The organism is Myxococcales bacterium (assembly GCA_016716835.1).
Lineage (GTDB): Bacteria > Myxococcota_A > Polyangia > Haliangiales > Haliangiaceae > JADJUW01.
This window is the reverse complement of the sequence record JADJUW010000001.1, coordinates 1,663,757-1,678,648: the sequence shown is the minus strand read 5'-3', so window position 1 is coordinate 1,678,648 and position 14,892 is coordinate 1,663,757. Positions and strand designations below refer to the sequence as shown.

General features: G+C 64.6%; 14 protein-coding genes. 4 read left to right on the top strand and 10 right to left on the bottom strand.

Features of this window, described 5'->3' with window-relative positions:
* Positions 1-116: 116 nt before the first annotated feature.
* The gene (locus IPL79_07405; protein ID MBK9070810.1) at positions 117-1,079 is read left to right on the top strand and encodes a thioredoxin domain-containing protein; all 963 of its coding nucleotides are present in this window, start codon (positions 117-119) and stop codon (positions 1,077-1,079) included.
* Between the two features lie 49 nt (positions 1,080-1,128).
* On the opposite strand, the gene prfA is transcribed toward IPL79_07405, so the two are convergent.
* The 10 genes from prfA to IPL79_07355 form a co-directional block, all read right to left on the bottom strand.
* Complete coding sequence (gene prfA / locus IPL79_07400) at positions 1,129-2,220, bottom strand: peptide chain release factor 1 (protein MBK9070809.1); 1,092 nt, start codon at positions 2,218-2,220, stop codon at positions 1,129-1,131.
* A gap of 75 nt (positions 2,221-2,295) precedes the next feature.
* A complete protein-coding gene (gene rpmE, locus IPL79_07395; protein MBK9070808.1) occupies positions 2,296-2,508 on the bottom strand; it encodes a 50S ribosomal protein L31 in 213 nt (70 codons plus the stop codon).
* A gap of 126 nt (positions 2,509-2,634) precedes the next feature.
* Positions 2,635-3,963: a hypothetical protein gene (locus tag IPL79_07390; GenBank protein ID MBK9070807.1), complete on the bottom strand. Its 1,329-nt coding sequence runs from the start codon at positions 3,961-3,963 to the stop codon at positions 2,635-2,637.
* Between the two features lie 105 nt (positions 3,964-4,068).
* Positions 4,069-4,806, bottom strand: a complete 738-nt coding sequence (gene dapB / locus IPL79_07385; protein MBK9070806.1) for a 4-hydroxy-tetrahydrodipicolinate reductase — start codon at positions 4,804-4,806, stop codon at positions 4,069-4,071.
* Positions 4,803-5,684 carry a 4-hydroxy-tetrahydrodipicolinate synthase gene (locus IPL79_07380; protein MBK9070805.1) on the bottom strand — a complete coding sequence of 294 codons (882 nt, stop codon included), beginning with the start codon at positions 5,682-5,684 and terminating at the stop codon, positions 4,803-4,805. The genes dapB and IPL79_07380 overlap by 4 nt, the downstream gene beginning before the upstream one ends.
* 51 nt (positions 5,685-5,735) lie before the next feature.
* On the bottom strand, positions 5,736-6,020 hold the full coding sequence (locus IPL79_07375; GenBank protein ID MBK9070804.1) for a riboflavin kinase: 285 nt from the start codon (positions 6,018-6,020) through the stop codon (positions 5,736-5,738).
* Between the two features lie 39 nt (positions 6,021-6,059).
* Positions 6,060-6,722, bottom strand: a complete 663-nt coding sequence (locus tag IPL79_07370) for an adenylyltransferase/cytidyltransferase family protein (GenBank protein MBK9070803.1) — start codon at positions 6,720-6,722, stop codon at positions 6,060-6,062.
* Between the two features lie 29 nt (positions 6,723-6,751).
* Positions 6,752-7,540 (bottom strand): hypothetical protein, encoded by a 789-nt coding sequence (locus IPL79_07365; GenBank protein ID MBK9070802.1) that lies wholly within the window; start codon positions 7,538-7,540, stop codon positions 6,752-6,754.
* Positions 7,541-7,765: 225 nt separating this feature from the next.
* Positions 7,766-9,106 (bottom strand): Glu/Leu/Phe/Val dehydrogenase, encoded by a 1,341-nt coding sequence (locus tag IPL79_07360; GenBank protein ID MBK9070801.1) that lies wholly within the window; start codon positions 9,104-9,106, stop codon positions 7,766-7,768.
* A gap of 56 nt (positions 9,107-9,162) precedes the next feature.
* Positions 9,163-9,504: a DUF3306 domain-containing protein gene (locus IPL79_07355; GenBank protein ID MBK9070800.1), complete on the bottom strand. Its 342-nt coding sequence runs from the start codon at positions 9,502-9,504 to the stop codon at positions 9,163-9,165.
* A 6-nt stretch (positions 9,505-9,510) separates the two neighbouring features.
* Between IPL79_07355 and IPL79_07350 the strand changes: the two genes are divergently transcribed.
* The 3 genes from IPL79_07350 to IPL79_07340 all read left to right on the top strand — a co-directional run bounded on the left by IPL79_07350 (position 9,511) and on the right by IPL79_07340 (position 14,872).
* The gene (locus IPL79_07350) at positions 9,511-10,554 is read left to right on the top strand and encodes an RsmB/NOP family class I SAM-dependent RNA methyltransferase (GenBank protein ID MBK9070799.1); all 1,044 of its coding nucleotides are present in this window, start codon (positions 9,511-9,513) and stop codon (positions 10,552-10,554) included.
* A gap of 33 nt (positions 10,555-10,587) precedes the next feature.
* Positions 10,588-12,315 (top strand): GNAT family N-acetyltransferase, encoded by a 1,728-nt coding sequence (locus IPL79_07345; protein ID MBK9070798.1) that lies wholly within the window; start codon positions 10,588-10,590, stop codon positions 12,313-12,315.
* Between the two features lie 100 nt (positions 12,316-12,415).
* Positions 12,416-14,872 carry a helix-hairpin-helix domain-containing protein gene (locus IPL79_07340; protein MBK9070797.1) on the top strand — a complete coding sequence of 819 codons (2,457 nt, stop codon included), beginning with the start codon at positions 12,416-12,418 and terminating at the stop codon, positions 14,870-14,872.
* Positions 14,873-14,892: the final 20 nt, after the last annotated feature.

Genomic DNA, 14,892 nt, shown 5'->3' with positions numbered 1-14,892 from the left:
CGAATTGACACAGCTCGTCAATTGGCGCTGTCCATCTTGCCGCCGCCGCCTAAAGATCCCGAAACAGCCGCGATCAATTGCGGAATAGCGCGATGTCGCATACACGTTTAGTACCTATGAAGCTCTCTGCGCGCTTGCTGTCCGCGGCCCTAACCATCGTGCTTTGCCCCGTCTTGGTTGCGGCCTCCTGCAAAAAGAAGGAGCCAGAGGGGCCCACGGCAGACCCCCGCGAGGTGATGGCGGCTGCCGATAAATCGTCCCCCACCACCACCCCGGCAGCAACCGCCAAGGCTGCCACCGTCGATACGACGGCCGTGCCGGGCGTCGACACGAGCAAGCTGGCGACCGCGCAAGCGACGCTGTTTTTCAAGCTGGTCGATTCCTTGCAATCGCCGTGCGGCAAGGCCCACAGCCTGCGCACCAGCATCACCACCGATGCTAGCTGCATCCGCGCGCCGTTTGCCGGCAAGTATCTCGTCGCCCTCATCGAAGAGGGCGCGACCGAGGAGCAGGCCAAGGCCGAGTTCGAAAATCACTACCAAAACCCGCGCAAGAATTACACGTTTTCGCTGACGCCACCGCTGCAGGGCCCCGCGGGCGCACCGCTTGTACTAGTTGAGTTTTTTGACTACGCCTGCCCGCATTGCGCGCGGTTCTCGCCGATTCTCGACGACGCGATCAAGGCCTTGGGCGGCAAGGCGGTGCTCTACTACAAGAACTTCCCCCTCAAGCACAACGCCGACTCGCCCATGGCCGCACGCGCCGCGCTTGCGGCCGATGCGCAAGGCCGCTTTTCCGAGATGCACAAGATGCTGTTTGCCTCGGTGGGCAAGCACAAGCGCGCCGACGTGCTGGGCTACGCCAAGTCGCTTGGGCTTAATCTCGCCAAGTTCGAGAAAGACCTCGACGCTGCTGCGGCCCGCGTGGAGGCCGACAAGGGCGAGGGCACGGCCGCCGAAGTTGACGGGACGCCGCGTCTCTACATCAACGGCAAATCGTACGACGGCCCGATGCATCCGATGTTTCTCCAGCTGTGGCTGCAGGAAGAGCTCGCCGTGCTCGAAGCCGCCAAGAAGTAGGTACCAAGAAGGCGCTTGCACGCGCGCCGCCCGTCCTGGCTAGCGCGCGCTAGCCATTAGCTTGAGACTCAAGCGCCGCGGCCTGGTCGTGCGCGCGCAGCGCATCGATGATATCCCCAATATGCCCGTCCATGACGGTTGGCAGGTTGTGCTTGGTTAGGCCTATGCGGTGGTCCGTGCAGCGGTCCTGCGGGAAGTTGTAGGTCCGAATTTTCTCAGAGCGGTCGCCCGAGCCAACCTGTGACTTGCGCATGCTGCTTTCCTCGGCCTGGCGCGCCGCCTGCTGGGCATCGAGGATGCGCGAGCGGAGCACCTTCATGCCCTTGAGCTTGTTCTTGTGCTGCGAGCGCTCGTCTTGCATGGCCACCTGGATGCCGGTGGGAATATGCGTGATGCGCACCGCGGAGTCTGTGGTGTTGACCGATTGCCCGCCGGCGCCGCTGGAGCGATACACGTCGATGCGCAGATCCTTGTCTTCGATCTTTAGATCGACCTCCTCGACCTCCGGCAGGACCGCCACCGTGGCGGCGGAGGTATGGATGCGGCCTTGGGTTTCGGTCGCAGGCACGCGCTGCACGCGGTGCACGCCCGACTCGAACTTGAGCTTGGCGTAGACGTCCTTGCCCTCGATGAACATGACGATTTCCTTGTAGCCGCCCGAGCTGCCCTCGCTGGCGCTCATCAGCTCGACCTTCCAGCCGTTGCGCTCGGCAAACCGCGTGTACATGCGAAACAAGTCGCCCGCAAAAATCGCCGCCTCGTCGCCCCCGGTGCCGCCGCGAATTTCGAGGATCGTGTTTTTGGAGTCGTTGGGGTCCTTGGGTAGGAGCAGGATTTGGATCTCGCTGCCAAGCGCGGCGCGGGCCCCTTCGAGCTGCGCCAGGTCCTCACGCGCCATGTCCCGCAGCTCGGGATCGGTTTCGGTATCGATCATCCCACGCGCCTGCGCGATGTCGCGCTGCATCTTGTCGTAGCGGCGCCACGCCTCGACGATGGGCGAGAGCTCGGCGTGCTCCTTGGAGAGCGCCATGAACTTAGCGCGCTGGCCAATGATTTCGTGATCGGTTAGCAGCGCTCCCACCTCGTCGAGCCGACGAGAGAGCGATTCCATCTTGTCTATGAACCCACGTTGTTCGAGCATACGACTGGTTCCGCGGGCCTGCGGCCATGCGGCATGCTGTGTCTTGAGCGAGACGCCGTTGGCGCCTCAGGATAATTAAGCCGAGGCCTTCTTGCCGTACTTCTTGTTGAAGCGATCGATGCGGCCTGCGGAGTCCATCAGCTTTTGCTTGCCGGTGAAAAACGGGTGGCACTGCGAGCAGATGTCGATCGAGAAATCTGGACGCGTCGAGAACGTGTTGTGCACGTGGCCGCAAGCGCAGGAAATCTTAACCGGTCGATAATGTGGGTGGGCGACTGATGCTTTCATGACATACCTCGTTTCCGAAACTCGGGATTCGGGTGAGCGGCAGTGTCTATCAGGTTTTCGTTAAAAGCGAAAGCGCCAGGCTGCAAAGTGCACGCCTGGCGCTTAAGTAGCTAAAATTAAATAGCTTTAGTTAATTATTTCGCCCTCACAAGCGACGGGTTCGCCACAGCGGCCGGACGGACCGCAGGTGCCCTCGGCGCAGTGCGAATCGGAATCGCAGAAGGCGCCGTTTTCGCCGGGTTTGACGCAGACGGGGTCAGGTGAGTTGATAATTTCGTTCGAACAAAAGAGGCCGAGGTTGCAGTCTCCAAAACCAGGTCCCCCGGAGGTCAGCGCAATAAAGCCGCATGGATCGCCCTCGCTGCCTGGATTTTGGCAGGTCGCCGGGTCGCCCTTATCGGGACCAAACCGGCAGGTCAAGAAGAGGCCACAAGGCGAGCCAAACAGGCGTGGGGAAAGCTCATCGCACTCATCGCCAACGTCTGCGAAGCCGGACATCGCAGTACATTCGCCGAGATTTGAGCCGACCTCGTAGACGCAGCCCAGGCCACCGCCGCAAAGCTCGATACAGTTGGCGCCCGCCGTGTCGGGGAGTTCACAGGTACCGGTCAAGGCATTTTCGGTGGCGGGAATGCAGATAAATTCATTGCCGTCGCATAGGTCGCCGGGATTATCGCAGGCGTCACCTTCCGCCGCGACATCGATCGCCTGACACGCGCCGATGCCGCCTGCGGCGACGGAACCCGTGATGCACTCAAAGCCGTCATCGCAGCTGCTATCGCCATAGCATGGTTCGCCCAGGGTGCCGGTTTCGCAGGTGTCATTGATGCAGTAGCTGCCATTGCCACAAGACGCGCTGGCGCAGGAAGCGCCATCGGCGGCGTACGCGGCGCATTCGCCGAGCGGTTCGCAGGTGGTGCCGCTGCCTTCGACGCTGTCGTCGCAGTAAAACCCGTCGCCGCATTCATTGTCGGCCGAGCATGGGTCGCCTGCGCCGCCTTGGCCAACCAAGATATTTTCGCAGGCGTCGCCATAGACGTCTTCACCGATAAAGAGATCCAGGCAGGTCGCATTGAGGACGCCGTTGAGACAGGCCGTCGCCGCGGCGCTATCAAACTCGCTGCGTCCGGCGTCGATGGCTTCCTTGCCGTCCGCGACCTGCTGATAGCTGATGCCACCCAGCGGGAAGTAGCCAGGCACGACGTCGGCGCACGAGTTGTCGCCTACGTTGCCGAGCCCGCATGAAAGTAGCTTTTCGCATAGCGCGGTCTGAAAGCAGTCGGGAAATTCGTCAGGGTTGTCGATGGTCTCGCACGGGCCTGGTGGCGGCGGTGGCGGCGGTGGTGGATCTGGGTCGTCAACCGGTGGTTCATCGCTGCCTCCACACGCGACGCCAACGGCGCCAAACGCCAAGCCCACACAACATGCCAATACTAAACTTTGCAAACGTTTCATGATCCGGAACTCCCCTTGTAGAAAATAGGTGTGCGGCGATTCTACGGGGAGCGTTTTGCGTGAGGCAACGCGGGGCCCGGCGTAATTTACAAATTCGCGCGGTACTTATGTAGGTAGAGATACGACGTCGGCCATGGTGTAACGCCCCGCGGGACGTCCACATAGCCACGCGGCTGCCGCGACGGCACCTCGTGCAAAGATCCGGCGATCGGTCGCGCGATGTGAGAGTTCGATCCGTTCGCCGTCGCCGAGCAGCATCACGGTGTGCTCACCTATGACGTCGCCGCCGCGCACCGCCGCAATGGCGATTTCTTGGGCAGGACGCGGGCCAACCAGGCCGTGACGCTCGGCGGTGATGGCCGTGCTTGGCCAGTGGCGCGCCTCGGCGATCGCCGCGCCCAGGGCAAGCGCGGTCCCCGAGGGCGCGTCGCGTTTGTGACGATGATGAGCTTCCACGATTTCCGCGTCCCACGTCGGGAGTGAGGCGGCCGCCCGCGCCGCGAGCGCCAGCAGCGTGTTGACGCCCAGGGAAAAATTGGCGGTGACGAGCACGGGCACCTTTGCCGCCAGCCGCTCGATGGCGGTAAGCGCTTCCACGTCGAGCCCGGTTGTGCCGATCACGGCGGCACAGCCATGCGCCGCCGCGGCCTGCGCCGTGGCAAGGGTGCCCGCAGGTGATGACACGTCGATATACACATCGACGGAAGCTAAGACGTCGGCGAGGTTTGCGGCGTCGCGTCCGATACTCGCCGCACACACTAACGGCGCAGTCTCACCGCGCAGCACCTCGGCGATCGCCAGGCCCATGCGACCGCTGCCGCCGATGATGGCGACGCGTTTCATCGCAATTCCAGGCGCCCGAGCTCGGCGGCAAGCTTGCTGGCGAGCTCGCTGGTCGCCGGCACAAGCGGCAGGCGGAGTTCATTGGCGAGGCGGCCGACATGGGCGAGGGCGGCCTTAACCGGGGCAGGGCTAGTCTCCGCAAAAAGCAGCGAAATCAGCGTATGCAGCTCGAGGTGCAAGGCCGCGGCTTGTTGCATGCGGCCCGCGTGTGCGTGGTCCCACATCTGCGCCATCTTGGCAGGCGCGATGTTGGACACCACGGAGATGACGCCGTGGCCGCCGATCGCATAGAGCGGAAACGTCGTCGCGTCATCGCCTGCCAACACGGTTAAGCGCGAGCCGACGAGGAGCAAAAGCTCGGTGTAGCGGCTGAGCTGTCCGGTTGCGTCCTTGATGCCGACGATGTTGTCGATCGAGGCCAGCCGCTGCACCGTCGCGGGCAGCAAATCGCATGCGGTGCGCGACGGCACGTTGTAGAGCAAGATTGGAAGTTTGGTCGACGCCGCGATCGCCTCATAGTGGCGAAAGAGACCCTCCTGGCTCGGTTTGTTATAGTAAGGCGTTACGTGCAAGAGCCCATTGGCACCGACGTCGGCCGCGCGCTGTGAGAGCTCGATCGCCTCTGCGGTCGCATTGGCGCCCGCCCCGGCGATAACCGGCACCCGGCCCGCCGCGGTGCGCACAACGTTGGCCACGACCTCGACATGCTCCTCAACGCTAAGCGTCGCCGATTCGCCGGTCGTGCCGACGGCGACGATGCCGTCGATGCCGGCCTCGATCTGCCAGTTGACGAGTTGCTCTAAGGCCGGCAGGTCGACGCGACCATTTCGAAATGGCGTGACGATGGCGGTGTGGCAGCCTCTAAATAGCGTTGGCATGGGGGTCCTTTTGGCGCGAGCGGGTTTTACCAGACAACGCTGACGCCCGCGTTAAAATTCCTGGGTGGTCGCGGCCTGGGCTAGGAGCGCTTGGCTGGCGCGCAGATCGAGGTGCATTTGCGCGACCAGCGCCGCGGCTGAGTCGAATTTTGCCTCGGCGCGCAAAAACCCCCAGAAGCAGACTTCGACGTCGGCACCGTAGAGGTCACCCTCCCACCCAATGACGTGCACCTCGAGCACCGGGTGAGCCAGATCGGCAAACGTTGGATTCAGGCCTAGGCTGGCCACGGCGTGGCGCGCATCTGCTTGTTCATTGCCCTCGCCGCGGATGCGCAACGTGCAGGCATAGACGCCATTGCGCAGGGGCAGCGCGCGCTACCGCGACATTTGCGGTGGAAACCCAAGCGTGCGTCCGCGTTGCTTGCCGGTAACCACCTCGCCGGTGACGCAGTAACGCCGCCCGAGACACTTGCTGGCGGCGGCGAGTTCGCCACGCCCCAGGTGGCCGCGAATCCGCGTGGAGGAGATGGCGGCGTCGGCGTCGGCAATGGGCGCGACCACGATCACCTCGAGCCCGCGCGCCTCGCCGTCAGCCATGAGCGTGTGGGCGTTGCCGCTGCGCCCGGCGCCATACGTGAAGTCGTAGCCGACGACCACCGCGCGCGCGCCGAGTGACGCTATTAATACGTCATCGAGAAAGGCCATCGCGCTCAGGCTCGCAAACGCGGACGTGAACGGCTCGATCACGACCACGTCGGCGCCATGCCGCGTGAGCAACTCCGCTTTTTGGGAGGCATCGTAGAGCGCGATGGGCGCCCGCGATGGGGCCAACACCTGCGCCGGGTGCGGATCAAAGGTATAGGCCACGACGCGGCCAGAGATTTGTTCGGCGAGCTGCCGCGCCCGCGCGAGCAATGCTTGGTGGCCGAGATGTACGCCATCAAAATTGCCGAGCACGACGACGACTGGCGCGGCGGTGGCAAAGGCCGCTGATCCGTGCACAACGCGCGGGCTAGCGCTGGCGGTCTGGCCGGACATACCGCGCGGTATACAGGATCAGCGAGAAATCACAACAGGCGTGGGACCCACGCAAAAGCAGTCGCCGCGAACGTCAGGGCGAGCCATAGCGCGATGCGATGGCTGGGCCGCTGAGGCCGCGTCGCCAGCCACCCGATTGCGAGATTGGCGGTAATGATTGCCGTAAACGCCCACGGCCAGCTGACGCGCCAGGGCGCCGCCCACGGCAACGGCGTTAAAAGAAGCAGCGTCGCGCCAACCAAAGCGCTCGCTCCTGGCGCATGCATGGCCGCAACGGCGACGCCGCCAACGGCTAACACCATGGTGAACGCGCCGAACACGTCGAGCAGTGCCTCAAGCGCCGCCAACGTCGGCATTGGCGGAACGCCCGCTAGCGGGGGCCACCCCGGCCAATGCGTATCGCCCAGCGCGACTAAGCCAAGCGCGCCAAGCAACAAAAATGTTGAGGCGCCCCAACGATACACAACCGACGCGTGCTGCGTTTTCCAGGTCGCCCATCCCAGGCAGGCAAGGGCGATCGGCGCCAACGAGGGCGCTGCCAACGCGGTCAGCGCGGCCGTACCGCCCAGCGTTGCCCACCATAAGCGCGGCCGGCGCGCCGCTTCGGCGGCGAGCTGACGTTCGGCCAACAGCGCGATGCCAAGCGAGGCTATGGCAACCACCGGCCGCGGCGGGACGGTCCACCCAAGCTGCGCGGCGGCGACGGCGCCAGTCGCCGCGAGCGCACCAAACACGGGCCAGGTCGGCCACCCAAAATGCAACGCCAGCACGCGGGCCCACAGCAAAGCAATCGCCGCGACGAGTAGGAGATGGATCACCAGAAACGCACTATCTAAGATCGAAAAGGGCGGAAAACAGAACGCGGACACGCAAGTGTCCGAATGCTGGAATCGTACACTTGTGTTTCGTCACAGAAAGGCCGCGCAAACCCGTGCACGCCTGCAGCGATGCCGAGGCGCAGCCGTCTGGCTGTAACGAGGCTCGCGAAGCCGTACACCGCATCTATTATTGTCTCCGGCCCACCCAATGCGTTTCTGTTTAGGCTATGGGAAAATGCCGCGCTCGCGATAGCACAGCTCAAGGCGCTCGAGCCCGATCGCATAGGAGGCGGTGCGCCAGTCCGTCTTGTGGCTGGCGGCGTAGCGCTTGACGTTGTGATAGGTCTGCTTCATCCGCTTTTCGAGGCGGTCGAGCACGTCGTCTTCTTCCCATTGTTCGGCGCGCTTGTTTTGCAGCCACTCGTAATACGAAACGATCACGCCGCCCGAATTGCACAGAATGTCGGGAATGATATCGACGCCTTTGCCGACCAAGTAGTCTTCGGCTTCGGGATACGTCGGGCCGTTGGCGCCCTCGACGACGACCTTGGCCTTGAGCGCCTTGGCTTCTTTGAGGCCAATTTCAAGCTCCAGCGCCGCGGGCACAAAGATTTGCGCATCGAGGCCAAAAAATTCGTCTCGCGTGATCTTGGCGCCATTTTTATAGCCGGCAACCGAGCCCGTCGCGGCGAGGTGCTCGCCAAGCTTATGCGCATTGAGGCCCTCGGGATTGGCGATGTAGCCGCCGGCATCGCCGACGCCGATCACCACGGCGCCCATTTTAGAGAGCAGTCGCGCGGTATAGCTGCCGACGTTGCCAAAGCCTTGGATGATAATAGGACAACCGTCGAGATTGACGTGCTTGTCGGCGGCCCACTCGGTGATGCAGTGCACGACGCCTTGCCCGGTGGCTTGGCGGCGACCGCGGCTGCCGCCCGAGGTGACGCTCTTGCCTGTGACCACGCCGCGCACCGAATTTTTTTCGTGCTGGCCGACGATGTTCATATACGTATCCATCATCCACACCATGGTCTGCTCGTTGGTGCCGACGTCGGGTGCGGGAATGTCCCATTCCGGGCCGATGTTGCTGCCCAGCGCGGCGGTGAAGCGCCGCGTGACGCGCTCGAGCTCGACCTGCGAGTGCTCGCGAGGATTGAGCTTGATGCCGCCCTTGCCGCCGCCAAACGGAATTTCGTGCAGCGCCGATTTATAGGTCATCCACGACGCGAGCGCCTTCATCTCGTCGAGGTTGGCTTCGTGGTGGTAGCGCATCCCGCCCTTGAACGGCCCGAGGATGTTGTTGTGCTGGACGCGGTAGCCCTTGAACATCTTGAACTTGCCATCGTCCATGCGGACGGGAAAGTTCACGATGATCTCGTTCTTGGGTTGGGCGAGAATCTCGACCACGTCGGGGTCGAGCTTGATAAGCTTCATTGCCTTATCAATTTGATGGGTGGCAACGTCAAAGAGGTTGCCTCTATCTTTAAGGCTGGTGGCCTCGTCGGTGGGCCCCGCGGAAGCCCCGGTATTGCCGGCCGTAGTGGTTGCCTTTGTCTCTATGCTCATGTGATCCTCGTTAGGCGTCGGAAACTGCGGCAAACTTGCCACAGTCTGTGCGGGATTCAATGGCCGATCGAGTGAAAGACACGAGCAAATCTGACATTGCGTATGACCGCCGCATCGCGCAGGCGCTTATTGATGCGCTTTGTCATAAAACAAGTGGAACTTCGCCTGACCGACGGCTTGCGCTTCTGCTTGAGCTTTGGCAGCGCACGCGGCTTGACTGGGGCTTCGTCACCGATCGCCTCGCGGTGACCTTTCGCGAGCACGCGTGGCTGGGGTCCCACGATCGGCGCTTTGTCGCGGAAACCTTGTTTGGCTTGGTGCGGGGGCTGCGGCGGCTTGACGCGGCCTTGGCGGCGGCGGTCCCATCGTCGCAAAAACGATCGCTGACCGACGGGCATCGCCTGGTGGCGTTGTGGCTGGAGGAGGCGCTCATCGACGAGGCCGAGGCCGCGCGCTTTGATCCCGCCGTGGCGTGGGCCAGCGTGCGCCAGTTCGCCGCGTCGCTGCAGCGCGCCCCGCTGCGCGAGCAAGTGGCCGTCGGCCAGTCCATGCCAGATTGGCTCGCCGCGCGGCTGCTTGCTGATTGGGGGGACGAGGCGATCTCGTTGGCTCAGGCCTTGTCGTCACGTGCCCCGATGACGATTCGATCAAATCTCTTGCGCGCGCCTAAGGCCACGCTGATCGAGCTGTTGGCGGAACAGGGCCTTGAGGTCGCGGCGGGTCGCTACAGCGATACGGCGCTGCAGCTGAGCAGTCGCATCAATCTCTTTGGCATCGAGGCCTTCAAGGAAGGCTACTTCGAGGCGCAAGACGAAGGCAGCCAACTGCTGGCAGATCTTACGTATGTCGCGGCGGGTCCCAAGCCCAAACTTATCGTCGATTACTGCGCGGGCGCTGGCGGCAAGACGCTGGCGTTGGCCGCGCGCATGAGCAACAAGGGACGACTGGTCTCGACGGATATTGACGATCGCAAGCTGCAGCAGCTCAAGAAGCGCGCACGCCGCGCGCGGGTGTCGAACCACCAGGCGATTGCGATCTCGGCCGACGCGTGGCCTGATGAGCTCCATCGCCTGGTCGGCACGGCGGACGGTGTGCTGGTCGATGCGCCGTGTTCCGGCACCGGGGCCCTGCGGCGCAATCCCGAGGCCAAGTGGCGGATGCAAGAGCGCGATATTGCCGAGTTTGTCGCCAAGCAGCGGCAGATCGCGCGCAAGGCGGCGGCGTTGGTGCGGCCGGGCGGCGTCCTCGTTTACGCCACGTGTTCGGTGCTTGCCGCCGAAAACGCGGAACAGGCGCGCGCGCTCGCTGGCGAGCTCCCCGGGTTTGCCGCAGAGCCCGTTACCGGTGTGGACGCGGCGCTGATCGACGCCCATGGACATTTCGTGACCGCGCCACATCGTACCGGCACCGACGGATTTTTTGCCGCCGTCTTTCGCCGCCGCGCATAAACGCGGTGTTGCCGATCATGCTATGAAGCGTGCGTGCACGAACTAAAAACGAGCGTGCTGAATGAGGTCGAGGCGTTGCGACCTTGGCTGCCGCAGTGGCAGGCCCTCGCCGTGGCGGGTGGACAGTTTTTTGTTAGCCCAACGTGGCTCCTGCCGTGGTGGGAGGCGTTTGGCGCCGCCCTGCGCGGACAACTGGCCGTCATCATTGTAGTCGAAGGCGAGACCTTGGTCGGCCTGGCGCCGCTCTACCTGCGCAAGTCACACGTCGCCTTGCTTGAGGTCACTGAGGTGCGCTTGCTCGGCGATGCCGGGCCGCGACCCGCCGGCTTAGATTTTCTGGCCGCGGCCGATAAAAAAGATCGCGTCGGCGCCTTGCTGGCGCTGGCCATGCGGCAACAACTTGGCGATTGGGATGTGATCGACCTCGCGCCGCTCGCGGATCCGTCGCCGACGCGGGCGCAGCTTTTATCGCGCTTGGCGGCGGCGGGGTTACCAATGGAGTCAAGCGCCGCCGCGGGTTCCGCTTATCGGGTCGCCTTATCGTTGCTTGATCCGAACTTGGCGGCCAACAACCTCGCCGAATTGTCGCCGGCTTATGCGCTGCGCGTCGAAGACAACATCGACGTCATCTTGCGCAGCATCAGCGCCCTAGGACGCCTAAGCCGCTTGGAGTGGGCCGAACGCGATGAGACCAGCCCACTTGGCGATCCCGAGTCGGCAGCGCTGCTGGGCACCGTCATGACCGAGCGCGCGCGCGACGGCGCCGCGTGGTGCGTGCGCGTTGATGACGCCGCGGGCGAAGCGGTAGCGGTCGCTCTAATGCTCGACGACGGCGAGCGCAGCACGATGGTGGCGGCCGCGGTCGATCCCCATGATCGCGCTGATTTGTCGGCGCAGCTGATTCGCGGCGTTGCGGCGGCAGCCGCGGCGCGCGGGCGCGGTTCGCTTGACGTCATGTCGATGGCCGCCGAGACCGCGTTGCCGACCTTGCCGCTGGTGAAGCGCAGTCCCGTGGCCGTGCGGATTTGGAATCGCGGGGCGGCGGCTTCGCTGCATCGCACCTATGCTGGCGTAAGGCGCGGCGCCAAGGTTGCGCGCGAGGCCCCGTTGGTCGCGGCCGCGCAGGCCCGCGCGGCATGGAGCAAGATTCGCGAGGTCGCTTCGCACGTGGCCGCCGCGCAGCGCTATGAGCTCATGCGTGGCCAGTTGTGGACGCGCGGCATCACGGCCCATGGCTTTGATATGGCGTGGATGACGGAGCTGGATTGGGGTGCCATGACCGATCTCGAGCGCACCGACATGTTGGTGCCGCTTGGGCTCAACGAAGCACAAGTGGCGGATTTCTTTGCACGAGGCGACCAGGCATTCATCGCGCGCCGCGATCGCAAGACGGCAGGCATCGTGTGGGTGTCGCGCGGCCGTATCCGCATGCCCGAGCTGGGACGTGACGTATCGCTTGGGAAGTACGATTGTATCGTGCACAACGTATTCGTCGCGCCGGCGTTTCGCGGGCAATCCATCGCCCCGGCCTTGCTCGATCTGCTAGCAGGTGAGTTGCGGCAGCTTGATCTTTATCGATCGTGGTCGCTGGTTCCGGCCAACCACGCCGCGCCGCTGCGCGCCTTCCGCAAGGCGGGCTTTACGCCGGTATGCGACGTCACGGTCGCGCGGCTCGGCCGCATTAGCATCAGCCCGCCCGACCCAGAAGCCAAGGAGCTGCTTGGTTTGACGCGGCCGCGCGGTGACACCAACGATGCCTAACGGCCCTTTGCCGGCTTAGGCCTGCCATTCAAGGCGCCTCCCGCATTGTGTCGGCGCGCGACTGCCGCTACGTTTCGATGCCCGTTTCACCGGGCAGGCCATGGAACCACAGTCAACCCCAAATACGTCCTCCGCACCCGCCGACAACCCCACCGCAGCGGACCCCTCGGCTTCCGCTTCGGTTTCGGTTACAACGTCGGCCGAGCCTCCACCCGAAAAATCGATTTCGCAGCAACTCGCGACGGCCGTGGGTGGCTCACTGCCCGCCGTAGAGGCTGCGCTTGCGCTGCTTGCGGCGGGGTACGCGCCATCATTTATCGCACGGCATCGCAAGGCGCAAACCAAGGGCCTGCGTACCGCTGACTTGGTGCGCCTTGCCAACATGCATCGCTATGTCGAGGCTCTCACCGCGCAGCGCGCCGAGGCCTTGCGCGTGCTCAGCGCGGGGGGCAACGGGGCTGCCGAGCTGGCGCGCGAACTTGCCTTGGCGACCTCGCGCTTTGACATCGCCGACATCGTCGCGGAGCACCGCGGTGGCGCGACGGGGGCAGGGGGATCGCTCGCCGATCGGCGCGAGGTGCGGCAGGCCGTACGGCAGTTGGTGTGGCAGCGCGGCAACGTGGTGGTGCGCGCGAGCGAGACCGCGAAGGCGGGGGCGGCCGGCGAAATGCCGCATACCTACGAACAATTTTTTGAGCTCAGCGAAAAAGTCTCGCTCATTCCCGCCAATCGTTATCTCGCCATTTGCCGTGGCGAGGCTGAGGGCGCGCTGATCGTCGGCATTGACGTCGACGGTGCACAGATCGCGAATTTGCTGAAAACCTTCGTCGACGCCGCCGCGCCGTCGGCGGGCGACGCCGGGGTGGTCGAAGCGGCGCAAGCCGCGCTCGTGGCGATGGCGACCTCCGACGTGCGCTCGGAGCTGCGCGAGCGCAGCGAGAGCACCTCAATCGACGGGCTCGGCGAACACCTGCGGAAATTGCTGACCGCGCCGCCGCTCGGGCCACGGCCTGTGGTCGCCCTCGCACCGCGCTTGTCCGCCGCCAGCGATGGCGTCGCGCTTGATGAAACCGGGCGGCTGGTGGCGACGTTTGCCTTGCCTGCGGAGCAGGATGAGGCCGCGCTCGCCGGCTTCATCGCGTTTTGCAACGCCCAGCGCGCCGCCGTCGTCGCGATTGGCAACGGGCCGGGCGGCATGGAGCTCTACGTTAAGTTGCGCAAGCACGCCCGGGCCAATGCGCTTGCCAGCCCACCTGTGGTTTTGGTCGAAGACGCCGCGAGCACCGAGTACGGCACGTCAGACTTAGCGCGCCGCGAGCTGGCGCACGTTGATCTATCGCTGCGCCCCGCGGTGTGGCTGGCGCGTCGCATGCAGGATCCTCTGGTCGAGCTGGTTAAGGTCGAGCCGCTGCTCCTCGCCGGGCCAGCCGATCATCCCGGCCGCACGGCGGCAGGCTTGGTGGCGCATTTGGAATTGGTCATGACCGAGGCGGTGACCGAGGTCGGCGTCGATCTCAACACGGCCACCGCGGAGCAACTCACATATATTGTTGGCCTCGGCCAGCAACACGCCGCGGATATCGTTGCGCACCGCAACGTCGTCGGCGGATTTCGTCGGCGCGACGAGCTGATGCAGGTCGCGGGCATGACCCCGCTCGCATATGAGCAAGCGGCCTCGTTTCTGCGTATTGTTGGCGGTAGCGAGCCGCTCGACCAAACCCGGCTGCACCCCGCGCAATATGATGCCGCGCGCGCGGTGGCCGAGCAGCTTGGCGCGACGGTGCCGGAATTGCTCGGACAGCGCGAGCGCCTCGCGGCGGTTGATTTGGCCACGCTCGTGACACCCGAGCGCAGTCGCGGCTTGGTGGCATGGCTCCTGGGGGAGCTCGGATCGCCGTGGCGCGATCGGCGAGCGGCGTTTAAGGCGCCCAAGCGCCGCGATGACGTCGTCGATATTCACGATCTAACTCCGGGGATGGTCATCGAGGGCGTGGTGGCGAGCGTCGCGCCATTTGGCCTGTTCATCGACCTCGGCATCTACCAGGACGGGCTGGTGCACATTTCGCAAATCCTCAAGCAATTTGGGCGTGAGGCCGCGCGGGTTGCCGTCGTTGGTCATCCACTGCGCGTGACCGTGGTCGAGGTCGATATTCCGCGCAAACGCATCTCGCTGTTGCCCGCGCCTCCCGAGCCGCGCGCCGCGCGAAACTCGCCGCGCGGGGCAAGGCCCGCCGCGCCGCCGCGCATCGCGCAAAAACAGGCGGAGCCCTCGCCGCAGCTGCTGGCGGCGTTGGCCAAGCCGGTACCGGGGCCAAGGCCAGCGGCGCCGGCCCGATCAGCCCGCGGCGCAGATGCGCCTCGGCCGCGAGCGCCCCATACCGGCGGCGACCGCGCCAGGCCATCCGCGGGCGCAGGTGCAGGCGCGGGTGCAAGCTCGCGGCGCGGCGCTGCGCGCCCGCATCAAGTTGAAGAGGCTCAGGTCGAAGCGCGTCCGGGCTTTGGCCTCTCTGGGTTCACCAACAGTCCGTTTGCCAAGCTCGCGGAATTGAAAAAATAGCGCGCTTGCGTGCCGTGGGG